General features: G+C 69.5%; 18 protein-coding genes. 11 read left to right on the forward strand and 7 right to left on the reverse strand.

All coding sequences use genetic code 11. The features are described 5' to 3' along the window. A partial coding sequence (locus tag BL253_RS25735) for an IS5/IS1182 family transposase (protein ID WP_076819899.1) occupies positions 1-613 on the forward strand: 613 nt, incomplete at its 5' end. A gap of 176 nt (positions 614-789) precedes the next feature. On the opposite strand, the gene BL253_RS25740 is transcribed toward BL253_RS25735, so the two are convergent. Continuing rightward, positions 790-1,656 carry a GIY-YIG nuclease family protein gene (locus tag BL253_RS25740; RefSeq protein ID WP_076819900.1) on the reverse strand — a complete coding sequence of 289 codons (867 nt, stop codon included), beginning with the start codon at positions 1,654-1,656 and terminating at the stop codon, positions 790-792. 144 nt (positions 1,657-1,800) lie between these two features. Between BL253_RS25740 and BL253_RS25745 the strand changes: the two genes are divergently transcribed. Then, positions 1,801-3,087, forward strand: coding sequence for a DNA cytosine methyltransferase (locus BL253_RS25745; RefSeq protein ID WP_076819901.1), 1,287 nt, complete (start codon positions 1,801-1,803; stop codon positions 3,085-3,087). A gap of 319 nt (positions 3,088-3,406) precedes the next feature. Next, complete coding sequence (locus tag BL253_RS43020) at positions 3,407-3,928, forward strand: very short patch repair endonuclease (RefSeq protein ID WP_198946395.1); 522 nt, start codon at positions 3,407-3,409, stop codon at positions 3,926-3,928. Positions 3,929-4,314: 386 nt separating this feature from the next. Here the strand turns inward: BL253_RS43020 and BL253_RS25755 are convergent, their stop codons facing one another. The 3 genes from BL253_RS25755 to BL253_RS25765 form a co-directional block, all read right to left on the reverse strand. Continuing rightward, entirely contained in the window at positions 4,315-4,788 is a 474-nt protein-coding gene (locus BL253_RS25755) for an NUDIX domain-containing protein (protein WP_076819903.1), read from the reverse strand. 246 nt (positions 4,789-5,034) lie between these two features. Continuing rightward, positions 5,035-5,793 carry a hypothetical protein gene (locus tag BL253_RS25760; RefSeq protein ID WP_241835120.1) on the reverse strand — a complete coding sequence of 253 codons (759 nt, stop codon included), beginning with the start codon at positions 5,791-5,793 and terminating at the stop codon, positions 5,035-5,037. A 781-nt stretch (positions 5,794-6,574) separates the two neighbouring features. Next, positions 6,575-7,234, reverse strand: a complete 660-nt coding sequence (locus BL253_RS25765) for a sulfotransferase family protein (protein ID WP_076819904.1) — start codon at positions 7,232-7,234, stop codon at positions 6,575-6,577. A gap of 864 nt (positions 7,235-8,098) precedes the next feature. On the opposite strand from BL253_RS25765, the gene BL253_RS45185 reads away from it, so the two are divergent. The 4 genes from BL253_RS45185 to BL253_RS25790 all read left to right on the forward strand — a co-directional run bounded on the left by BL253_RS45185 (position 8,099) and on the right by BL253_RS25790 (position 12,222). Continuing rightward, entirely contained in the window at positions 8,099-9,505 is a 1,407-nt protein-coding gene (locus BL253_RS45185) for a peptidylprolyl isomerase (RefSeq protein WP_076819958.1), read from the forward strand. Positions 9,506-9,605: 100 nt separating this feature from the next. Beyond that, positions 9,606-10,349 (forward strand): hypothetical protein, encoded by a 744-nt coding sequence (locus BL253_RS41875; RefSeq protein ID WP_131831571.1) that lies wholly within the window; start codon positions 9,606-9,608, stop codon positions 10,347-10,349. A gap of 114 nt (positions 10,350-10,463) precedes the next feature. Further along, the gene (locus BL253_RS25780; RefSeq protein ID WP_241835121.1) at positions 10,464-10,796 is read left to right on the forward strand and encodes a metallopeptidase family protein; all 333 of its coding nucleotides are present in this window, start codon (positions 10,464-10,466) and stop codon (positions 10,794-10,796) included. Between the two features lie 478 nt (positions 10,797-11,274). Next, entirely contained in the window at positions 11,275-12,222 is a 948-nt protein-coding gene (locus BL253_RS25790; RefSeq protein ID WP_076819907.1) for an SAM-dependent methyltransferase, read from the forward strand. 150 nt (positions 12,223-12,372) lie between these two features. Here BL253_RS25790 and BL253_RS25795 read toward each other — a convergent pair whose 3' ends face one another. Both BL253_RS25795 and BL253_RS25800 read right to left on the reverse strand, forming a co-directional pair. After that, positions 12,373-14,928, reverse strand: a complete 2,556-nt coding sequence (locus BL253_RS25795; RefSeq protein ID WP_241835122.1) for an EAL domain-containing protein — start codon at positions 14,926-14,928, stop codon at positions 12,373-12,375. Between the two features lie 792 nt (positions 14,929-15,720). Further along, positions 15,721-16,587 carry a helix-turn-helix domain-containing protein gene (locus BL253_RS25800; RefSeq protein ID WP_076819908.1) on the reverse strand — a complete coding sequence of 289 codons (867 nt, stop codon included), beginning with the start codon at positions 16,585-16,587 and terminating at the stop codon, positions 15,721-15,723. Between the two features lie 1,555 nt (positions 16,588-18,142). Between BL253_RS25800 and BL253_RS45905 the strand changes: the two genes are divergently transcribed. Further along, the gene (locus tag BL253_RS45905) at positions 18,143-18,511 is read left to right on the forward strand and encodes a DUF397 domain-containing protein (protein WP_476644125.1); all 369 of its coding nucleotides are present in this window, start codon (positions 18,143-18,145) and stop codon (positions 18,509-18,511) included. 62 nt (positions 18,512-18,573) lie between these two features. Then, complete coding sequence (locus BL253_RS25815) at positions 18,574-19,356, forward strand: hypothetical protein (protein WP_076819960.1); 783 nt, start codon at positions 18,574-18,576, stop codon at positions 19,354-19,356. A gap of 124 nt (positions 19,357-19,480) precedes the next feature. Here BL253_RS25815 and BL253_RS25820 read toward each other — a convergent pair whose 3' ends face one another. After that, a complete protein-coding gene (locus tag BL253_RS25820; protein ID WP_076819961.1) occupies positions 19,481-19,738 on the reverse strand; it encodes a UBP-type zinc finger domain-containing protein in 258 nt (85 codons plus the stop codon). Between the two features lie 546 nt (positions 19,739-20,284). On the opposite strand from BL253_RS25820, the gene BL253_RS25825 reads away from it, so the two are divergent. Beyond that, positions 20,285-21,853 carry a cystathionine beta-synthase gene (locus BL253_RS25825; protein ID WP_274535249.1) on the forward strand — a complete coding sequence of 523 codons (1,569 nt, stop codon included), beginning with the start codon at positions 20,285-20,287 and terminating at the stop codon, positions 21,851-21,853. Continuing rightward, positions 21,850-23,133 carry an aminotransferase class I/II-fold pyridoxal phosphate-dependent enzyme gene (locus BL253_RS25830; RefSeq protein WP_076819911.1) on the forward strand — a complete coding sequence of 428 codons (1,284 nt, stop codon included), beginning with the start codon at positions 21,850-21,852 and terminating at the stop codon, positions 23,131-23,133. Before BL253_RS25825 ends, BL253_RS25830 begins: the two co-directional genes overlap by 4 nt. The last annotated feature ends 143 nt before the right edge of the window (positions 23,134-23,276 follow it).

Genomic DNA, 23,276 nt, shown 5'->3' on the forward strand with positions numbered 1-23,276 from the left:
CGAACAGCTCGCCGAGGGCTTCCAGGTCAGCGTCGGCACCGTCCACAACTACATCCGCGAGGCCGTCCGCCTGCTCGCGACCCGCGGGCGCAGCCTGCTCGCCACCCTCTGGACCTTCGCGTGGACCCAGAGCAACTTCCTCATCCTCGACGGCACGGTCGTACGCACCAACCGTGTCCGCGCCCACAACAAGCTGTACTACTCGGGCAAACACAAGTACCACGGCATCAACCTCCAGGGCCTCATGGACCCCCACGGCCGGCTGATCTGGATCTCCGAAGGGCTGCCCGGCTCCGTCCACGACCTCACCGCCGCCCGGATGCACGACATCCTCCACCTCGTCGACCGCTCACAGCTCTACCTCTACGCGGACAAGGGCTACGTCGGCGGCGAGGGCGACCGACTCCTCGTCCCCATCAAAAAACCCAAGAACAAGGAACTCCCCGACCGCGACACGGAAGCCAACCGGACCCACGCCGCCACCCGCTCACAGGGAGAACGTGGCTTCGCCGTCCTGAAGAACTGGCACATCTTCGACCGCTACCGAGGCTGCCCACGCCGCGTCGGCACGATCGCCCATGCCATCCTTGCCCTGACCACGGACGGCCTTTAGGAAACCGACTTTGAAAAAGCTCATTGATCGCCGGCTGTCGAGAGGGAACCAGCGGCCTGACGCGTCCGGCGATGCGGGGTCTGTTTAGACCATGCGAGCCCGCTTGATACTGTGCGGATTGCTGTATGAATCGTCCGCTTGTTTCACTACTGCCATGGCCACCGAAGCCGTGAGTTTTAGTCGTCTTCGTCCAGCGTCTCGTCGTCCTGTGTTATCCCGTCGCCGTCTGCTGGAATCGCGGTCTGTGAGAGGTCGCGGCGAGATGGCCCCGAATGCCAGGTCACCTCGCCGCCTTGGGTCTTGCGCCACCAACCTGTGGCGCTCCGGAACTCGTCTTCGTTTCCGTAAAGGATCACATAGCCGGGGAGGGCAGTGGCCTGCCATCCGATGGGGAGCACGTTGATGATCTCTTCGATCACCTGCCGGAAGGTTGTGGCCGTACGCGGGATGACGATCCCTGAGGATTTCGTGACCGATTTTCCCTTAGCGCTGGTGTCGTATCGGAAGTTAAATGGCAACGCCTTCTTCAACGTGGCGAGCGTCGCCGAGACGGACGTCTGGGCGCTCGACAGTATAGCGGGGGTTTCCAAGYTTATGGGGTATTCGGCGTCGAAATGGTTAATCTTCACAAGACTGTGATCGCGCCTGCGACCAGGGTCTTTGTTTCCGAAGCCGTTGTTATTCCATGGAACGCCACCGAGAGGAACATACTTGGCGATGAGCATCCGCTCGGGTGCGACCGAGTCCATGTCCTTGTCGACGTACACGCAGACGAAGCTCATGCGGTCGAGCGACAGGCCGGAGCGGCCGGAGATCTTCTTGAGGTGCTGCCAGAGCCTGGCTGGCAGACCCTTCGCGGTCTTGCCGACGTAGACCCGGTTACCGTCCAGGAAAAGGATGTATACACCCGGCCGGTCTTCGACCTGGTCGAGGTTCTCCGAAGTGAGCGGACTCGGCGTGAGTGGGTCCAAGGCTTCGGCGAGCTGGTCTGCCAGCGCCTTGGTGATACTCAGCTTGAACTCAGCGACCGAGTTCAGCGTCATCCGGCCACTCCTCGACGTCGCGCCCTTCAGGTCACGCCCGATCATCGCAGAGCCTCGGACACGGCCGCCCACAGGTGCCGTGCATGCGGTGGAACACAGACCAACCCCCTTTCAAGATCGAAAACTCCGCGGTACGCTTTGCGCATGACGATCGCCGAGGAGTCGCACGTCACGGCACCGGGCAGGACGAGTGTCGAGTTGTTCGCTGGGGGCGGCGGGCTCGCGATGGCGGTTGAGAACGCGGGGTTCCGTCCGCTGCTGCTCAACGAGTTCGCGAGGCGTGCTTGCGAGACCCTGGTAGTGAACATGGCCGACCCGCACGAACTGGACGGCGTGCGACCGCCCCTCGTCCCGGCCCCCGGCCGGCGACCTCCTCTAGTCATCGGCGACGTGGCCAAGGTGGAGTTCGACTACCTACGAGGGGCGGTCGATCTCCTAGCCGGGGGACCGCCCTGCCAGCCGTTCAGTCTGGGCGGGATCGCCAGAGGCGACGAGGATGGACGTAACGGGTTCCCACACCTGTTTCGAGCCATCCGTGAGATACAGCCCAAGGCCGTGATGTGTGAGAACGTGCAGGGGTTGCTACGACCGTCGTTCATGCCGTACTTTGACTACATTAAGCGGGAACTCGCGTTGCCGTTCGAGGAACGGGCTGACGGCGGGTCCTGGCATGAGCATGACGAGGTCTTGCGACACATGCTTGAGACGGCAACTGTCGACCCTCACGAGCGATACGACGTCGAGCACTTCCCCGTGAACGCAGCGGACTACGGTGTCCCGCAGATCCGCCAACGCGTGATCATCGTCGCGTTCCGCCGAGACGTAGGCGTCGATTGGGAACGCTTCCGGGAGCTGGTACGGCCTCGGTACTCGGAGGCGAGACTTCACGAGTCGATGCTCGACGGTTCATACTGGGAACGGTATCCCGAGGTTCCCGACAGAGTCAGGAAACAGGTCCTAGGCCGGATTCCTTCCAGGCCGGCGATCCCGCTGGTGAAGGACACACCATTGGCCTGGCGTACTCTGCGAGATGCGCTCGCGGGCATCGACGGGCAGCCCCCCTTGCCACCCGTCAAGAAACTTGACCGCAAGGAATATAAACTCGGCGGATTCAACGATCACATCGGATGGCCCGATGCCCGAATCTATCCCGGCCACACACCGAACGAACTTGATAGGCCCGCTAAGACCGTCAAAGCCGGAGTCCACGGCGTCCCCGGCGGCGAATCGGTGTTGTTGTTGGATGATGGCAGCCACCGTTACATGACGGTCCGCGAGACTGCTCGAGTCATGACGTTCCCTGACGGTTGGAAGTTGGTTGGGCCGCGTGGGGAGCAGATGCGCCAACTTGGCAACGCTGTTCCTGTCCGACTTGGMCGAATCTTCGCCGATGCTGTCGCGACTGTTTTGGRCGAGGCCGAGAGAGCGTGATGTGACTGACCAGTCCCCCACGGAGTCGGGGCGTTGGAAGGAGATATCGCCACCCGCTCGCGCGTGGAAGGGCAGGCCCGGCCTCGACCGAGCGGCGCGCACTGCGGAACAGGACCGCRCCGCCGGCGGCCGTGACCGGCGACTCGTCGACCTCGGCGATGGCCGAACGGCCAGAGCATCGATTGAGTTGAAGATCCTCCCCAAGACTCGCCGTATTCGCGCATATCTGCGTTGGTCGGACGGCGGGCGATCGCCTGAACGATACATCGGTGAAGTGTCGGAGACTACAAGAACCCGGAACCTCGCAGCGGCCTGGCGCATGGCGTTCGAGCAAGAGCTCCTCATCGCCCCCGACGCCTCAGGCGTCTCCTGGGCGAGTTCACCTGCCGTACGCACAGTGATGAGAGCTAACCGCAGCAGAGACACCAAATCCGAAATCGCACTACGATCTGCCATCCACAAACTCGGCCTCCGCTACCGCGTCGACGTCGCGCCCCTCGACGGACTTCGCCGCCGTGCAGACCTCGTTTTCTCCCGGCAAAAGGTCGCTKTGTTCTCCGACGGCTGCTACTGGCACGGGTGTCCGGTCCACTATCGGCCCGCTCAGCGTAACAGCGACTTCTGGTCGAGTAAGATCGCGAAGAACCGAGAGCGTGATCGTGACACCGACGCAGAACTCGAGTCGGCCGGTTGGCTGGTCATCCGAGTGTGGGAACACGAGGACCCGACGGACGCCGCTCACCRCATCGCGGGCCTTATAAGAGAACGACAAGCCGCCGGGCCTGCGTCCTCTAGGGCTCAAGCCGGGAGGGATAGCGCACGGAAAGCCCCGCATGGTTGACACGCCCAGAAAATGGTACGCGGGGACGGCCCGACGTTAGTTTCTGCCTGACACGCCGGCGAGTACAGCTCGCTAACCTGAGCTTTTTCTGGCTCGATTGGGTGATCACGAGCTACCTTTCAACCCTTGCTGATGTTGAACTTTTCCGCCCGTCCGGCCGGATGTGGTCGTGGCACGGTGCCCCGGCTCTCGTAGGAAGTGGGTGCCCGGTCCATTTCCGGACGATCTTCTAGCTGACGAGTGGCATCTGTCGGGCAGGACTATCTGGGTGGATGGCCCGAGCAGGGTCGTGATCGCCTAGGTGACGAGCGCCGTGGAGCCGTGACTGTGGCGTCAGTAGACGGACCCTGATCCCCGCGAGCCTGGTGTACACCGAGGTCGACTGGTTACCCGATGTATGGCTCGGGGCGTCTCTCCCAGTAGTGGTCGATGCGGAGCCGGGTGGACGGGGTGATGTTCAGATCGGCCAGGTCCGCCTGCGAGAAGAATCGCGCTTCCTTGGCCTCGCTGCCGTCGGCCAGGAGCTGGCCGCCCAGGACGCGGGTCTCGAAGCACAYGGCGAACTGCTGGCGAACCTCGCCGTCGTCGTAGGCGATGACGTGCCGCGGGTCGCTGTACAGCCCGAGGATCCGCACGACTTCGACATCGAGCCCGGTCTCCTCTTGGACCTCCCGCACGGCCGAGTCCGCCAGCCGCTCCCCGACGTCCATCTGCCCGCCTGGCAGCGCCCACTTCCCGTTGTCCGAGCGCCGGATCAGCAGCACTCGCCCTTGTTCGTCGGGCACGACAGCCGTGGCAGCCGGCACGATCGAGTTCGGTTTCGGTGCCGCCGGGTCATCGTAGAAGTCTCTGCGCGCCATAGCTCAAGCCGCTCCTGCGGTAGAAGGGTTCAAGGCGACCGCCGTGCCACGCGTGTGGACCTGGACGCCGGGCCACCCGATGCATGACCGTAGATGAGTCAGACTCAGCTGGATTCGGGCGGCGACACCACCGAACACACYTTTTCCGCATCGCAGTGCACGACAGATCATGATCAACGAGTAGCCGCCCCAAAGACGATCAGCCTCGGACGGCTGGCGGACAAATGAGCGTCGGCGTAGATCGGCTCAGGGGGCGGTGGCGACGTAGTAAGCCTCGGCGACTGGGACGGTGGTGAGAGGGCCGGTGATGTCGCCGACGAGGACGGTCCAGCGGTTGACGGTCTTGTTAATGCCGCCGGTTGACGAGTTCTGGGGTGCCCACACGTCGCCGTGCGGGCCGCAGGAGTAGGAGCCGACGTAGTCCGGATGGCCCTCTGGGGAGCTCCAAGCGCCGCCGTCGCGCAGCCGGCAGTGGTCGCCGTTCGCCAGGAGCAGTCCTAGCGGTGCGGGGTCCTTCGGCGGGGAGACCTTGGCGACGAGTGCCTGCGCGGTCAGTGCGTCGAGAGTCGTCGTGAACGGGTCGCGGAGGCAGAGCATTCGCTGGGCCTGGGGTGTCGGCCAGCAGGCGTCCGCGCCGGCGGCGCTCGGCGAGCAGTAGTAGATGTCACCGCTGACGGCGGCCGGCGAAGGCGACACTCGGCTGGTGTCGCCGCAGTCGATCGGCGAACTCGGGTCATCGTCACTGCCATCGATGGTCCAGCCAGTCGTTGCCTGGCCGCGCCGGTCGACCGGCGCCAGGTTGACCCGCCGGGTGACCGGGTCGTCCAGCGTGCCGGGCGACCCGGACCGGCCCGGGTCGGTGGGTGTCGCCGCGGCCGGAACCGTCGTCGTGGTGGCCGCGGCCGGCGTCGTCGCTGCCCTCTGGCTGCCCGGCTGCTCGTCGCCGACACAGCCAGCGAGCGCGGTCACCGATGCCACCACCAGGATGGCCGCCCATACGCTCACGCCACCTCCGCGCCGCCCGGTCCCACCTGACCTGCCTGACCGCATGGCCACCCCCGACCAGATCCCGCGTTGTCCCACGACCGACGCGCGGACTGTAACCGCACGCCGACCTTCTCTCCCGCCCTTTCCGGCATCCGGCGACACACGGCCACGCACCGCATTCCTGCGCGCGTTGACCAGCAGGCGGCCGCGCCTGCCAGGGCGGGGCGGGGCGGGGCATGCTCTCGGCATCGGCCTCAGCTGGCGCCCTGCGGCGCCCCGGAGACTGGGCCCGGCGAATGCAGGCGGAGGCCCGGCTCGCGGGTCGGGCGACGTCCGGTCCGCGACGCCGAGCGCAGTTCTCGGAACCCACGCCGCTGGACGCCCGACTCAACGGCCGGCACCGCGCTCACTCCGGTCAGCCGTGAGGGACGAAGCCGCGTCCTGGTCGAGACCGCCGGCCTCGTGAAGAAGCTTGTCAAGGGAACCGACCACGGCGCCGACGAAGCGGTTGTTCCGGGGAAGGCCTCCATTGGCGCGAGAGAAGGCCGCGCGGAAACGGCTGCCACTCCACGCCGCGCATCGAACGCGTGAAGTCATTGCCGCACACACATCCGAGTGTTCCGCCTGCTGCACCAATCGCGTCGACAGGTGACTGCTCGAGCGCGCGGAGATATCGCCAAAGATATCGTTTGCCCGGGAAATCCGACGTTTGACGGTCGGTCGGAAGCGGGCCCGTCCCGGCGGGGGGAGTCGCCGGGACGGGTCCCTCACTGCTTTTCTTGGCGGGGCGGTGTCAGAACTAGGCGGCGGTGACCGCGGTGACGGTGGCGGTGGCGACGCGGGCCTGCTGCTGGGCCGTGTAGGCGTCCCGCTCGTTGAGGCGGGGGAACGGCTCAGCGGGCACCGGCACGCCGAGGAAGGCGCACAGTGGCTCCCAGCCTTCGGCTACGTCGAAGACCAGCAGGCGATCCGCCGGGATCTCCCGCTTCACCTCGGCTATGTGGTCCTCATAGACCCGCAGGGCATGGTCCTTGTCGGCGAAGCGCCCGTCGAAGACGCCGTCCCAGATCAGCAGGTTGAGGAGCCTGATCAGTGGCTTGACCTCGTCCGGCAGCTGCTCCGGGACGTTCAGGATCGCCTGGTAGAGCGTGTTCTTCACACTCTCGTACCACTTCTCCGGGTCGCGTACCGAGAGAACTACCTTCGACTCCGGGTCGTGGGCGGCAAGCTCTCGCCAGAAGCGAGCACCCGGCCAGTCCACGGTTGATCTGTACCCGGCGAACAGGGAATCCCAGTCGGCGGGTTTACCTTCGACCACGTCGAGCCAGTCAAAAACGGTTTCGCGCCGTTTCATCAGTTCAAAGCCGTGATGACAGGGGCCGAACCCCAGCTGCTCGAGAGCCCCCTTGAGCGAGAGAGTTCCGGTGCGCCCGAAGCCCGCRCCAACGATGTCGACCATGTCCCTCCTCTGCAGATTGCTTGGACGCAACGCTATCGAGGTGGGTACTCGAGCCGGAACGGAACCCCCCACCGTCGAGGACAAAGAACGCTCACCGGGAGTCAATGCGTGGGCATGATCGGCTGCGTGATAGCCTCACACGTCGCGCCGCAAAACCGCTTTCCTCACCGGAATTACGGTAAAACGCAGGCGCCGTGTCCACCTGAATACCGTGCGCGATACGGCATCGCCGCAGCCGGACTTTCAGAACTGACGGTCACTCGATGCGTAGGCCTTACGTTCGGTCCGGCTATTCACGCGCGAACACCAGGGTGCCATCAACATCTGAAGGACGGCCGCGGATGGCGGACGGCCGCCGCCCGGCCCGGCCCGTTCCCGGCACGGCACGGCACGGCCGGCGCCGGGCACGAGACGGTCCACGGCGACCCTCGGCGGGCCACGGCGGGCCACGGCGGGCCACGGCGGTTCGTAGCCGGCCGTCGCGGTTCGCGGCCGGCTACGAACCGCCGTGGCCGTTCGCGAGACGAGCCATGGGCACGACGAACGACACATACGACGAGTTCACGCGCATGGCGAGGGTGACCGCCGCTCCGGCCGCGACCGGCGGCCAACCGGCTGTCGGCGGACGGCACACCCGATCCACGCCTCGGTACGTCACGATATCAGCGCGGAGGGTGGGACTTCGCGTTCGCCTCTTGCCTGAAGGCATCCGATCTGTTGCCTAGCGACATTCGGTACCGTGTCGCCACGAATGAGGTGAAGCGACAGCGACGAAGCTGATACCAAACGTCATCGACGGGGCCGACGTGAGCGGCTGCTGTACAGGTTTGGTTGCTAGGCTCCGGCGCCGGGAGGTAGGTGCTGATGCCGGACGAGAAGGACCCAGCCGGACCGGATGCACGGTCCGATGAGTCGAGCGCGCCGGCATCGCCGGCGGACACCGACGCCAAGGAAGACGTCAAGGACGCCAAGGACGTCAAGGACGTCAAGGACGTCAAGGACGAGAAGCGGGAACGGAGCGGCAAGAGACAGGGCGCCGCCGCGCCACCGCCGATCATCCTGTCCGCCTCGGGGATTCCGATGGTTCAGGGTGCGGACGCGGCCGGTGGGCCCGCCGGTGGCTGGGCCCTGTTGCCGCCACCCCGGGACCCTGCTTCCGGGCCATGGGGGCTCACCGCCCCTACTCTTACGGATCGTGACCAGCCCGAATCGTCCAGTGACGCCTCCGACGTCGACGAGGCTGACGCCGATGACGACAACGACGTCGACGACGTGGCCGAGGACCGCTCAGCCCCTCGCGGTGACGAGGAGGCCGGCGTGAAGGTCACCGGCCGCACCTCTGGCACTGACCACGGCGATAACGACCTCGACGCGGACGACGACCTCGACCCTGCCGACCTCGACGAGCCGGACTTCGATGACGAGGACGACGAGGACGACGAGGACGACAGCGACGGCGACGGCAGTTCGCCGGCCTGGCAGAAGAACATCTCCGGCGAGCGCCCGCGGCGTCGCGAGCTCGCCCCGGAGGTCAAGGTCGCCGCGTTCGGCATCCTCGCGGCCCTGTTGCTGACGGTCGGCGCCATCGCGCTCTCGAAGTCGCTCGGCGGCTCGTCATCGTCCGACGACACGGCGAGCGTCGACGCCCAGCCCACCGCGAGCGTCAAGCCGCCGGCGACGTCGAAGGTCGGGGACTGTGTCTACACCGAGGACGGGAACGCGCCTGCTCGTGACGTCACGCTTCCGCCGGCGGGGCCCAGCGTCGACACGAATCCCGCCAAGATGGTGATCACCACCAACCTCGGCACGATGACAGCCACTCTCGATGCGGTCAAGGCGCCCTGCACCGTGCACGCGCTGAGTTACCTCGCCGAGAAGAAGTACTTCGACGGAACGACCTGCCACCGGGAGACCTCTGGTCCCGACGCCGGGATCTTCGTCCTCCAGTGCGGTGACCCGACAGGCACGGGCGGCGGTTCGCCCGGATTCCAGTACAAGAACGAGAACACCACCGGCGTCAACTACAACCGCGGCGTGCTCGCCATGGCCAACGCCGGCCCAGACACGAACGGCAGCCAGTTCTTCATCAACTACGCCGATCCGTCCGGGGACGGCGCCCAGGCACTCGCCGGGAGCTACACGGTCGTCGGCCAGATCACCGAGGGACTCGACATCCTCGACAAGATCACCGGCCCTGGTGCCGAGGGTGAGACAGGTGACGGCGCGCCGGTCACCAAGCCGCAGATCCTCTCGCTCACCGTCACCCAGTGACGTCTGACGGCCGGAACATGATCATCTGGTGACAAGTCCGCGGTAACGCACGACGAAATGGTCATCGCGGTCACCCCGGCATCTCTGCGACGATGCCGGGGTGACCGCTCCGCCCAGCCAGCGAGAGCCCGGCGCGCCCGAACGCTTTGGCAAGCCCATCGCGTCGGCGATGACCGTCACCGCGCTCGTCCTCGGGCTCGCCGTGACAGTCGCGGGCTGCGGCGGTGGCAAGGACTCCGCCGGAACCGCCCGTTCTCAGCCGCTCGCGAGCCAGTCATCCCCGGGCGGCTCCTCAGGGGCAGATGAGGCAGCCTCGGCGCCAGGATCCGGCGGGTCGCCCGGCGGGTCCGGCGGCCCGAGCGTCGCTTCCGGCTCCCCAGGCACCGCACCAGCCGACGATCGCGGCAGGACGATGGACTGTGGCGACGTGATCGACGAGATCTCGTCGCCACCCGGTGAATTTTCCATCGTCGCGGGCGACGTCGCGCTTCCCACCCGCGTGCAGTTGCAGGCGAACCGAGACACCAACCTCCCGGCATCCGACCCGCGGGCGTATTTCGCGAAGTATGGCCTGCTCGTTCGCGCCGGCGTCGCGGTCGACCTGGCACTGGCATCGAACCTCGCCAACGAGGCCGCGATCGGCTGGGGCAGAGGCGAACCGGGCCTGGTCGTCCACGTTCCGGCCTGCCCAGCCCATGGGAACGGCGTCACCTGGGTCGTCTTCGCCGGCGGCTACTACGTCAACACCCCGCGCTGTCTGCCGGTGGAAGTCCACACCCCGGCCGGCCGGGAGTCGGTCAGCATCGGCGCCGGCGCCCCCTGCCCCGGCCAACCCGCCGCCTGAACCTCCGCCGTCTCTGAATCCCACCCCACGCGATCCCACCCCACGCACCGCCTCGGCCAGTCCGGCGGACCTGAGACTGGGCGCGGCGGCAGACTTGGTGGCATGGGCGTCAACGTGCCACTGGATCGGTTCGAGGAACTGGTGGTCGAGGCGCTGGACAGCCTGCCGCCCGAGCTGGGCCGGCGGATGCGCAACGTCGCGGTCCTCGTGGAGGACGACTCGGCGGATGGCCTGCTCGGGCTGTACGAGGGCGTTCCGCTCACCGAGCGGGGTGACTGGTACAGCGCGGTTCTCCCGGACCGGATCACGATCTACCGGGAACCGATCTGCGCGATGTGCGCGAACGAGGCCGAGGTCGTCCGCGAGGTTCGGGTCACCGTCATCCACGAGATCGCCCACCATTTCGGCATCGACGACGACCGTCTCCACGAGCTCGGCTGGGCCTAGGCGAGTAGGTCCGAAGTCTGGGCGAGTTGTGGCTGGGCACGGCACGGGCTTCCAAGGTCCTGTCGCCATGCGAGACCTGAAGCCCTCTGGACCGGCCCGAGTCATRCTCGTTGGGGCCTGGTCCTATCCCCTCAGGGGGTGTGGTGGCCAGGACGACGGTCTTCGCCCCCACGGGCCATGGCCAGATCCCCTGGGGCACGACGGCCAGGTCGTCCGGTCCCTGATCGCCCACTGACCACAGATCGGACCTACTCGTTTAGCCTCCCGGCTGCTCTCGCCTCCCAGCGGCGAACGGAGCTGCCACGGATCGAAACAAACTGGTTACCGATGGCGACTCGCCGGGGATGGCGGCGTGCGGCCGGGGTACGGATTGAGCACATCCGCTGCCCGAGGGGCGGAGGGGGCGGAGGGGCGCCGAGGGGCGGAGGGGGCGGAGGGGCGCCGAGGGGCGGAGGGGGCCGAGGGGCGGAGGTAGCAGGTGGCATCCGTTGAGCCGCATCTGGACCGGCCCGATCGCCGACGGCCGAGCACCTCGCGGGTCTACGACTACTTTCTTGGCGGCTCGAACCACTTCGCTGTTGACCGGGAGCTGGCCGCTCGGTTGTCGGCCACGCTTCCCGACATCGACGCGATCATGCGGGAGAACCGGGCGTTCATGCGCCGGGCCGTCCGCTTCCTGCTGGACGCCGGCATCTCCCAGTTCCTCGACCTTGGCTCCGGCATCCCGACGGACGACGGCCGCGCCGGCAATGTGCATGAGCTGGCGCGGCGGCGGCGCCGCGACCGCGGTGGCGGTGGCGGTGGCGGTGGCGGTGGCGGTCGTGGTGGCGGTGGCGGTGGCACCCGTGTGGCTTATGGCGAGGGTGGCGGCGGCGCCCGTGTCGTCTATGTCGACCTGGACCCGACGGCGGTCGCCCGCAGCCGCGTCGTCCTCGCCGGCGACCAGGACGCGACGATCGTCCAGGCCGACCTGCGCGACCCGGACACGGTGTTCGACCATCCGGACACCCGCCGGCTGCTCGACCTGACCAGGCCCATCGCGGTACTGATCCTGGGCGTCCTGCACGACATCCCGGACACGGACGACCCGCCGAGGATCATCGCCCGGATCCGCGAACGCCTCGCCCCGGGCAGCTTCCTCGCGCTCTCCCAGGGCGCGGTCAACAGCCGCGCCGATACCGGCGGAGCTGTGACGAACGCCTACGACGACGGTTACGCGCGCGGGGCGCCTCGGCTCACGCTGCGCGGCCATGCCCAGACCCTCGCCCTCTTCGACGGCTTCGAGCTGGTCGCCCCCGGACTCGTCTTCCTTGAGGACTGGCGCCCGTATCTGGACGACGACGCCGACCGGCTCGCCTCCCCTGCCCGCGCGACCGGCGCCACGTCGGGCTTCCGGGCCGCCCTCGCCGGCATCGGCATGCGATGAGCTCTCCACCGCTCCGCGAGCGCTCGAGCACGGGACACGGGGCCGGGACGGGCCGCGAAGGGCGAGGCTCACGGTCCGCGGTGCGGGGGCGGAGAGCAGGAGGCAGGGGGCGGGGGGCGGGGGCAGGCGCGCGGGAGCCTGAGTGCGGGCCTACGAGTGGCGGTGGGCGGCGTGGTGCCGGTGGCCGTCGCGAGCCGCGGGGACCAACGAGCCGCCAGGAACGTTCGGCGCCCCCGGGAAGGGGATGCTCGCCCCGCCGGCGGCGAACGCGACGGCCATCTTGTCGGCGCACATGGGGCGACCGAAGAGGTGGCCTTGGCCGAGGTCGGCACCAAGGGCCAGCATCCGTGCCGCCTGCGCGCGTGTCTCCACCGACTCGGCCGTGACGATGTGCCCCAGCCGATGCGCGATCGAGACGATCCCTTCGACCAGCTGGTCCATGGCCTCGGTCTCCGACCGCCCCGCGAGTAACCCAGCCCGCTCCTCGCCACCGGCACCGCTGTCATCGACGGCGGCGGCGACAGCGACGACGGAGGCCGGGGCATCCACAGCCACACCGACGCCCGAGTCCACACCGACGCCAGAGCCCACCGCGACGCCGGAGCCCACCGCGACGCCAGAGCCCACCGCGACGCCAGAGCCCGCCTCGACGCCGGCTTCAGCCTCGCCCTCGCCGACCGTCTCGTCCGTCTCGTCGTCCTCGTCCCGCGCGCAGAACTGGCCGGCGAGCTTGAGGGCACCGACCGGCAGCGTCGGTAGGTACGCGAAGTTCGAGTAGCCCGTGCCGAAGTCGTCGATCGCGATCCGGATGCCCGCGTCGGCGAGCTGCCGCAACGCCTCGGTCTGGCGGCCGAACGCGTCGATCATCAGGCTCTCGACCAGCTCCAGCTGCAGGCAGCGCGGGTCCAGCCCGGCGCGCTCGACGATGCCCAGGATCACCGGCACGAGGTCCGGCTCCTCCAGCTGGCGCACCGAGAGATTCACGCTGACGAAGGGGTCGTGGACAGCCCCGCCGCGCCCGCCCGCCCCGTCCACGCCATCCACACCACCCGCGCCGGACAAACCGGGCAGGCCGTGCGGGACGGCGACGGCCCCGCCTGGCACCACCTCAGGCACCACCACCTCTGGCATCACCCCGCCTGGCACCGCCTCGCCGGCGGAGGCCGCCAGCCGGGCGGCCGCGGCGGCGCTCGCCCAGTGGGCGGCGTCGCGGCAGGCGGTCTCGAGCACGTGCAGGCCGAGCGGCACGATCAGGCCCGACTCCTCGGCCACGCCGATGAACTCCTCGGGCGAGAGCAGGCCCCGGCGCGGGTGCTCCCAGCGCACGAGCGCCTCGGCGCCCTGAATCGTCCCGTCGGTCAGCCGGACGATCGGCTGGTAGTGCACGACGAACTGGCCGGAGCGCAGCGCCGCCGTGATCGAACGGGTCAGCCGCGCCGTGGCGGCCGCGGCCGCCCCCTGCCGGGAGGCCGAGGGGTCAGGAACCGACCGGTCCGTTCCCCTCTCCGCCAGTCGCCGCGGTGGGCGGCCGTGATCCACGCCAGGAGCGTCGCCACGGTCGGGCCCGCCGCTGTGGTCGGCCCCTGCCCGCGGGTCATGACGGCTGGTGACGTCCTCGATCGTGACGGCGTAGTACGAGCCGCCGACGGCGGTGTCGTCGTCGACCATCGCCGCGGTCAGGCAGACCCACACCTCGCCGTCGTCCAGGTCGGCCTGCCGGTCCAGCCGCCAGAAGCCGTGCCCCGGCCGGCCGGCGCGCACCGCCGCCCACATGTCGATCAGCCCGGCCCGGTCACGTGGCGGGACCAGGTCCCAGACGTCACCGATGGACAGGCGAGTCAGGTCACGCCCGACGATCGCGCGCGCGGTGTCGTTGGCCTCCAGGATCGTTCCCGAGTCGGCGACCACCAAGGTGCCGATACCGGCGTGTTCGAAGACGGACCGGAACCGCCTGTCGCTCAGCCGGCGGGCACGCTCGGCCCCGCGCAGGCCGGCGAGCTCCGCGCCGTGCTTGTCGCGGGCGGCCGCCAGGGCGCCCTTGCGGACCGCCTCGCCGTGCCCGGAGGCGACCGCGCCGAGCACGGCGAACGCGGCCGGCGCGCGGCCGGGGCCCGCGGCGGCGGACAGCGGGGGGCCGAGCACCTCCACGGTCCGGGCAAGGGCGTCGGGGTCAGCGAAGCCGATCCGGGCGAGCCGGGCGCCGACCGTACGGCCCACGACCCGGTCGACCGGGTCGGCGGCGAGCGCTCCGAACAACTGGCCGGTGAGCTCACGCAGCTCGGCGCGCATCCCGGCCGCGCCGACGTCACCCGGCTCCTCGGAGGCGGGCGGCGCGGGCGGCGCGGGCGGCGCGGGCGGCACGGGCGGCACGGGCGGCACGGGCGGCACGGGCGGCACGGGCGTCATCGGCGACGCGCAGGCATCCGCCGGCACGATCGGGTCCCGGTCCACAGCGGCCATGGCTGCCGCGGTGGTCCCCGCGTACGCGTCGGGCGACCCGGCGAGCGCCCGCGGCTGCGCGCGCGAGGACGGGTCGACGCGCGCCGCGGCGCGGGGCAGACGCTCGGCGGTGGGCACGGGTGACGTGAGCTGTGTCGGTGACATCGGCGGGCGCGTTGTCGTCACCCACACCGCGTCGTACCAGCGATCGGCGATCCGGTCGTCCACGGCGCCTTCCCTGCGTTCCGGGAGCTCATTGTGTTCCATCCATGGTCGCAGAGGCCCTTCCCCGGCCTCACACTGGCACCGAGTTCGCCGCGGCCCGCGCCAATACCGCGCCACACCTCCTGGCCAGGCCTGTGGGGCTCTCCGCTCCCAAGCCCCACAGCGGCACGCGACGGCACGCGACGGCGCCCTCGCGTGCCGTCGCGTGAAGAACCGCGAGGTCGCGCGGAGAACCGGGAGGCCGCCGGCCAAGCGGAGGGCCAGTTCCCGAATTGCCGTGCCGTGCGGGCGGGCGGGCGGGCGGCGCACACTCACCCGCCGGGCCGCCGCGAGAATCTGGCCGACCGCCCGGTCCCGATGCCTCACCCATCGAACGGCCCATGGCGGCCCGGTGGACGGGCCATCACGGAACGATGTCGATTACCGAGCGCGCCCGACCTGTTAACAATGACGAATCAAATGGCGCACCGGGCTCGGCGTGGTGCGCGCCTGAAATGCACGGTGGAATGCACACCCGATATGCACGTGCACCCAGCATCATTTGGGCCGGCCGCTGTGCCACAGGTGATTCTTCACACGGACGGTCGCGTCGCCGGGGATTCTTCGGACCCGTCAGCCGGCGCAACGGGTCAGCCGGCCCGCGCGACGGATGAGCCTGGCCGGATCGGCCCTCCGCGAGAAACGGCGGTCGGCGGCCGCGGCGGGGTGTGGGGCATGAGCCGCCGGACACCGTGCCACGGCGGGGGTCACGGCTGGACGAGAGCCACGCCGAGCTGGGCGCCCATGGACATGACGAACCGCCGCCAGGGATCATGGCGGCTGGTCACGCGGCTGTCACAGGCTGGTGGCGATCTTCCTCAGGACGTCGGCGGTGCGAGCCGGGGTGGTGCTGTCGACGCAGAGCCGGTCCATGGCCTCCATGTACCGGTCGACGTCCTCGCGTTTGTCCAGGTAGTTGGCGCCGCCGAGAACCTCGATATAGACGACGTCCGGAATGTCCGCTTCCGGGAAGCGAAGGATGCTGAATGYGCCGCCCTCGGCCGCGTGGCCGCCGAAGTCGAACGGCATGACCTGCAGCGTCAGGGAGGGCTGGCTCATCAGGTCGAGGAGGTGCTCGATCWGCGCCTTCATCGTCTTGGTGCCGCCAATCGGGCGGCGCAGCGCCGMCTCGTCGATGACGACCCACAGGCGAGGCGCGTTATCCCTGGTCAGAAGCTTCTGCCGGTTCATCCGGACATTGACACGGGTGTCGATGATGTCCCTGGGTACACCACGGTTACCCTGAGTGATCACCGCTCGCGCGTAGTCCTCGGTCTGCAGCAACCCGGGGATGAACTGGAGTTCGTAGGTACGGATCAGGGAAGCCGATTCCTCCAGGCCAATGTATGGCTGGAACCAGTTGGGCAGGACCTCGGAGAAGCTCTGCCACCAACCCTGCTGGTTTGCCTCACGGACCATCGCCAGGAACGGCGYCCGCTCTGCCTCGTCGGTCACGCCGTAAAGAGTAAGCAGATCCTCGACGTCGCGTTCCTTAAAACTGACACGACCTAGTTCGAGTCTGCTGATCTTTGACTCGGAACCACGAATGTGGTAGCCGGCTTCCTCCCGGGTTACCCCTTTTGCCTCACGCAGCCGCCGGAGCTGGGACCCGAGCAGGATGCGACGAACGGTCGGGCCGCTGCCCGCCGACGGTGTCGTCACGTCCCGCTCCCTCTGGTCCAGTCGTCACAACGGTTAGCTAGCTTGGCCGCGTTCGCGGCCGCCGTCCAGAGCCGATCAGGACAAAGCCGTCTCGACTGCCCGGTTCGGTAGTCCTCGACACGTCTCCGGCCGCGATCCCACGGTGCCGTCGAGTACGTCGAGGCGGGCGCCTGGTGAGCAAATCCGACATTTGTCGCACCATGGACTATTGCCACAACCTCGCCGGACGCCACGACCCGCGCGGATCCGCCGAACGGAGCCATTCTGCCAGCCCGCCCAACAGTCCCGATAGCTGGGCGGGCGACCAGCACTCCAGCGGCTCCTGGCCAGGAGTTTCTCCCGACGGGGATGTCCACGCGGCCAGGGCAGGGGAGTTCACCGACGATGGCCCTCACGGACGTCCCAGACGCCACCCGTGGACGCGAGGTTGCCCTCACGGGCGAGGCATCCACGGGGTGGGCGGTGCCAGGCGCCGCGAACCGGTCGCGACAGGGCATCGACGGCGCCACGCCGTCGATGGGCGCGCCAAAGGTCGGGACGACCGCCCCTGGGCGCGATGCGCCCTCGTCCGCCACCTGACCCCTCCGTCGCGGTCACGACGCGAGATCTCCCATCCCACGCCCCGACTCACCAGACCCAACCGGCCACGGTGCGTCGCTTGGAGATTCCTACACCATCGGCGGCTGGTTGGCATCAGCGACCTGATCTATCACGTTGCGCGCAGATGACAATCGCATGACGCGTTCGAGCCGCGACGGTAGGTGGACAGTCGCGCCGCGCGGCCACAACCGCGGGGACGCCTTTCCACCGCGACCGCGRGCCGCGCACTTTTCCACAAGGGAGAGCAGTCGCTCCCGCACGACCAGCGGCGCGACCGGAGAATGGCCACTCCTCCTCCACCAGACGGCCGATAGATGCCCGGCTGGCTGGCCGAACTCGGTGCCGAACCGCGGCCGCCAGGCCCCACGCGCCCGCCGCGCCGCCGGGCCCCGCCGCCATCCGAGGGGCGCGGAACGCCCAGGCGCGTGACCGCGTCACGAGGCGGCGCGCCGCGACGGGTGGCATCCGAGGCGGGGCCGCGTCCCACGGGGCGCAGGTCATGGGCCCACRCCTTGGCGGGCCCTCCCGGCGAGCGCATCCGGCCCCGGCATCCGAGCCTGCGGATGTGGCCTTCGTTCGCGCCCAACGTTTGCACATGTCCTCTCCCGGGCAGATGCACGTGCATGCGACCGTGCCATACTGTTCTCGCAAGCAAGAAGCACGATGTATCCGCGACTTCCGAGGCACGGAGGAGGGTGGGCTGGTGCACGCGACTCGAGTTCCGGGTCAGCGGCTCCCAGTTGCCGCCACTTCCTCGGCGCGTGTCGCCGCCGCCAGCCCGGGGTTCCCACCGGATCCGGGGTACCCGCCGGATCGGCGGAGCTTGCGGAGCCCGGGGTTCCTGCCGGATCGGCGAAGCCGATCTGGGAGGTCTGCTGGGACGTCCGGGGCGCAACGCCACACCGGCGTCTCTGGTCCTACTGACCGGGAGTCCTTCCCGAGACGGAGGCCCGGCATGAACGACTGGCACCGCTCGCAGACGTCGAGTCGCTCGCCACAAGCAGGCGGCCTGACCGACACGCTGGACACGGATTCGGGGTGTGCCGCATACGGCGGCAGCCCTCCCCGGCATCCTCAGGAGACCGCCTTGACCATGATCTACAACGGCATGTCCGCTGCCGCGCTGAAAAGCGCCACCTGGCAGAAGAGCCAGCGCAGCAACTCCCAGGGGAACTGCGTCGAGATGGCGCGGCTCTCGGACGACGCCGTCGCGGTCCGCAACTCCCGGGATCCGCGGGGCCCGGCGCTCATCTACACGCTCGCCGAGATCGAGGCCCTGATCCTGGGCGCCAAGGACGGCGACTTCGACAACCTCCTCTGCTGATGCGAGCCTCCGCCGCCATCGACGCCACGTCTGACAGCACTCCGCGCCGGTACGGAGGCCGCATGGAAACCTTGACATCGGAGAAGACGCTGACTGGAGAGCGCATCTTCACGTCGAGCGACCTTCCAAGCCTGTCGCTTCCGGACGCCGACGGTCTTGTCACCTGTCGGTGGTTCCAGGATCCGACGCCCGGCAAGCCGGCGTGGCGTGCGCCGAACCAGACGTTCCGGCCCGGATGGACGGCGGAAGCCGCGGTTGACGACGACGAGAGCCTGGGGCAGCGGGGACCCGGCCAGGTGGCCTTCGTCGTGGTCGACCGCTCCTGGCTGGTCCGGGAGGGCATGGACCGGGTACGCACCCGCGCCGTCGACGCCGTGGTGTTGCACGCCAAGTCCAGCCCTCCCGGACGAACCGCCCTGGCCCTGGCCTTCAGCGCCTACCTGCGCAACCGGCAGCATCGGATGGGCCTTGGCGCTGATGTCGTCACCGCCGCCGTCCGCCCCGAGCTCGCCGGTGCCCCCGGGCTCTTCCGGGTTCCGCACTTCGTCACCGTCTCCGACGGGACGGGCACGGTCGCCGACACCACCATCTGGCAGGTGATGAGCGGCCCGCGGTACGACGCCTGGCTCGGAGGCGCACCCCGCCCCGACCACACGGCGATCGAGACGGCGCTGCCCGGGCTGTTGCGGCTGCGGCACCTGTGGCGCACCGGTCGCCTGGACCGCACCCGCGCCGACACCCTCGCCGCGGTGCTCGACGGCGGCGAGCTCACCGCCCAGAAGATCTTCCGCTACCCGCGCGTCATCCTCCCGGTCGCCACCCGGGCGCTGCGCGGGTCCCTGTAGGACGCACCTAAAGCACTGCCCGCTCAGCAGGGTCGCCGGCCAGGCCGATGCCGCCAGCCAGCCCCGCCAGAGTCCAGCCCCGGCGCACAACGGCGTGTCCGGGGCTCTGGCATGTCCGGGCCGGTCAGACGAACGCGTCGTCGATGAAGCAGTAGGCCCAGTCCTCGCCCGGCTCGAAGGACCGCACGATCGGATGCCCGACGTGGCCCGCGTGCGCACGCGCGTGCCGGCGCGGCGACGAGTCGCAACACCCGACATGCCCACAGGTCAGGCACAGCCGCAGGTGCACCCACCTGGATCCTTCACGCAGGCAGTCCTCGCACCCGTCCCGCGTGCTCGGCTCGACAGCCTGGATCATCTCGGCATGCGGGTCCACTGTCATACCCCCCACCCAACGACGTCGAGCCCCCGAGGACAAGCTCCTCCGAGCCCGAGATGGTTTGGCGGAGGCGGGTCGGGGTTGGGCGGGGTCGGAGTCGGACCGGGTTGGGCGGGAAGGTTGTTTTTGGTTCGCTCCGTCCGGGCACGGCGCTACGGCCCCGTACTCGCTTCGCTCGTGGGGGCTTCGCACCCGATCAGTGACTTCCGCCGGATCTGCTCTGTATCGGGCCCGGCCTTGGATTGGTGACGTTCCAGCGCAAAGCAACCGCGCTGGCGCGGAGGCGCGCCTGCGCGGAGGCCCGGCCACGAGCGAAGCGACGTGGTTGGGCCGCAGCGCAGGTCGCCGCGGCGCCCGTGAGCGCAGGAGGACACGGCGCGGAGGTCCCTTGGGAGCGAAGCGAGTAAGGGGCCGGAGCTCGCCGCCCGCACGGAGCGAACCAGCGACACAGCGAACCAGCAACACTGTCGCCACCAGCGGTAACGTCGAGACCGATGGTTACTGCACGGGCACGGCTGAGTTCGCGACCAGGCAGGCAGGGTGGCAGCTATGCGGATTGACGACGAACCCGTCAGGGAGGCCGCCGGCGCCCCGGCGACCGGTGGCGGCCTCCCCGCGACCGGCGGTGGCCAAATCGTCGACCAGGTCATCGATCTGGTGGGCGACACCCCGCTGGTCCGGTTGACGTCGATGGTCGAGGCCGCGGCGGATCTGCTGGCCGGCGCGCGCGGGGAGCATCGCGGCGCCCCCCGTCGCGGCGCCGAGATTCTCGGCAAGCTGGAGTACATCAACCCGGGTGGCTCGGTGAAGGACCGGATCGCCCTCGCCATGGTCGACGCGGCCGAACGCGACGGGCGGCTGCGCCCCGGGGGCACCATCGTCGAGCCGACGAGCGGCAACACCGGCGTCGGGCTCGCGATGGTCGCCGCGATCCGCGGCTACCGTTGCGTGTTCACCATGCCGGACAAGATCAGCGAGGAGAAGCGGGCGGTCCTGCGGGCCTACGGGGCCGAGGTCGTCGTCTGCCCCACGGCCGTCGACCCGGACGACCCGCGCTCCTATTACTCCGTGGCGCGGGAGATCACCCGGAAGACCCCTGGCGCGTGGAGCCCCGACCAGTACTCCAACCCGGACAACCCGGCCGCGCACCGGGCCACCACCGGTCCGGAGATCTGGCGGGACACGGCCGGCCGGGTGACGCACTTCGTCGCCGGCATCGGCACCGGCGGCACGATCAGCGGCGTCGGCCAGTACCTCAAGGAGGTCAGCGGCGGCCGCGTGCAGGTGATCGGCGCGGACCCGGAGGGCTCGGTGTACTCCGGCGGCAGCGGGCGGCCGTACCTGGTCGAGGGCGTCGGCGAGGACATCTGGCCGGCGACCTTCGACAAGACGGTCGTCGACCGGGTCGAGGCGGTCAGCGACCGGGACTCGTTCCTGATGACCCGTCTGCTCGCCCGGCGCGCCGGGCTGCTGGTCGGCGGCTCCTGCGGGCTGGCGGTCGTCGCCGCGCTGCGGCTCGCCGGCGAGCTCGACCCCGACGACCTGGTCGTCGTCCTGCTGCCGGACTCGGGCCGGGGCTACCTCTCGAAGATCTTCAACGACGAGTGGATGTACGACTACGGCTTCCTCGAGCCGCCGTCGGACGAGCCGGTCGTGGCCGAGGTCCTGGCCACCAAGCGCGGCGAACGCCAACCCACGGTCACGCGCGCCACCGGCCCGGCCGGCGGCGGCCGGGCAGCGGGCCAGGCGGGCCCCCCGGAGCTGGTCCACGTGCACCCGGACGAGACCGTCGGCGCGGCGATCTCCTACCTGCGCGAGTACAACGTGTCGCAGATGCCCGTGGTTCGCCACGAGCCGCCGCTGCGGGCGGCGGAGGTGGCCGGCGCGGTGCTCGAGCGTGAGCTGCTCGCGGCCGTGTTCGCCGACCGCGCCGCGGTGGACGCGCCGGTGTCGGCGCACATGTCCGCGCCGCTGCCGACGATCGGCGCGGGCGAGCCGCTGTCCACCCTGGTCGAGGCGCTCGGTGGCGACGATCCGGCGGTGCTCGTGCTCGACAACGGCAACCCGGTCGGCATCCTCACCCGCGCCGACCTGCTCAGCTTCCTGGCGGCCCGGTGACCGCCGCCGAGGCGGCCGGGCGCGACTGGGGCGGTTTCGAGACGCTCGCGGTGCATGCCGGCCAGGAGCCGGACCCGGCGACCGGGGCCGTGGTCGTCCCGATCCACCCGGCGTCGACGTTCGCGCAGGACGGCATCGGCGGGCTGCGGGCCGGTTTCGAGTACGCCCGCTCCGGTAACCCGACGCGCGCTGCGCTGGAGACGTCGCTCGCGGCGTTGGAGGGCGGCCGGGTCGGGCTGGCGTTCGCCTCCGGGCTCGCCGCGGAGGATGCCCTGCTGCGCGCCGTCTGCCGTCCCGGCGACCACGTCCTCATTCCCATCGACGCGTACGGCGGCACCTTCCGGCTCTTCCACCGCGTCTACGCGGAGTGGGGCCTGGAGTACACCCCGGTCGACCTGTCGGACCTGGACGCGGTCAAGGCCGCGCTTCGCCCCAGCCCCGGCGACGGGCCGGCGGGATTCGGCCTCGCCAGCGAGGCCGGCGGGGCTGGATCGCCCGGCGGGTCCGGCGGAACCGAGCGGGGCACGCGGCTCATCTGGTGCGAGACGCCGACCAACCCGCTGCTGTCGATCGCGGACGTCGCGGCGCTCGCCGAGCTCGCGCACGCCGCCGGCGCGCTGCTCGCCGTCGACAACACGTTCGCCTCGCCCTACCTGCAGCGTCCGCTCGCGTTGGGCGCGGACGCCGTCGTCCACTCGACCACCAAATACCTCGGCGGCCACAGTGACGTCGTCGGCGGAGGTGTCGTCGTCGACGACCCCGAGCTCGGCGAGCGGGTTCGGTTTTTCCAGAACGCGACGGGCGCCGTTCCCGGTCCGTTCGACGCGTGGCTGGTGCTTCGCGGCATCAAGACGTTGGCAATTCGGATGGATCGGCACTGTGCGAACGCCGCGGCCGTCGCCGACATGCTCGTCAGTCATCCCGGGGTGGCCGAGGTCCGCTACCCGGGTCTTTCCTCGCATCCGGGGCATGAGGTCGCCGCCGGGCAGATGCGCGGCTTCGGCGGCATGGTGTCGTTCCGGCCGCGCGGCGGCGCCAATGCCGCCGCCGAGATCTGCCAACGCACCAGGTTGTTCACGCTGGCTGAGTCATTGGGCGGGGTGGAGTCGCTGATAGAGCACCCGGGCCGGATGACACACGCCTCGGTCGCCGGTTCGCCGCTCGCGGTGCCGGACGACCTGGTCCGGCTGTCGGTCGGGATCGAACTCGCGGACGATCTCGTCGCCGATCTTCGCCAGGCCCTCGATGCCACCGCGGCCGCCACCGCCCGCGGGGCCTGAGGGGCTGTCCGCCGCCCCGGGCCACGAGAGTTCCCGATTCCACATGCCGATTTGGCATTTTCGCCCATCGCTACACTCCGCGACGATCAAGGACGAGCGGCCGACGGTGGCGGGCGCCCACACGTCCATCACGGACCCCGAAA

This window comes from Pseudofrankia asymbiotica (assembly GCF_001983105.1).
Classification (GTDB): Bacteria; Actinomycetota; Actinomycetes; order Frankiales; family Frankiaceae; genus Pseudofrankia; species Pseudofrankia asymbiotica.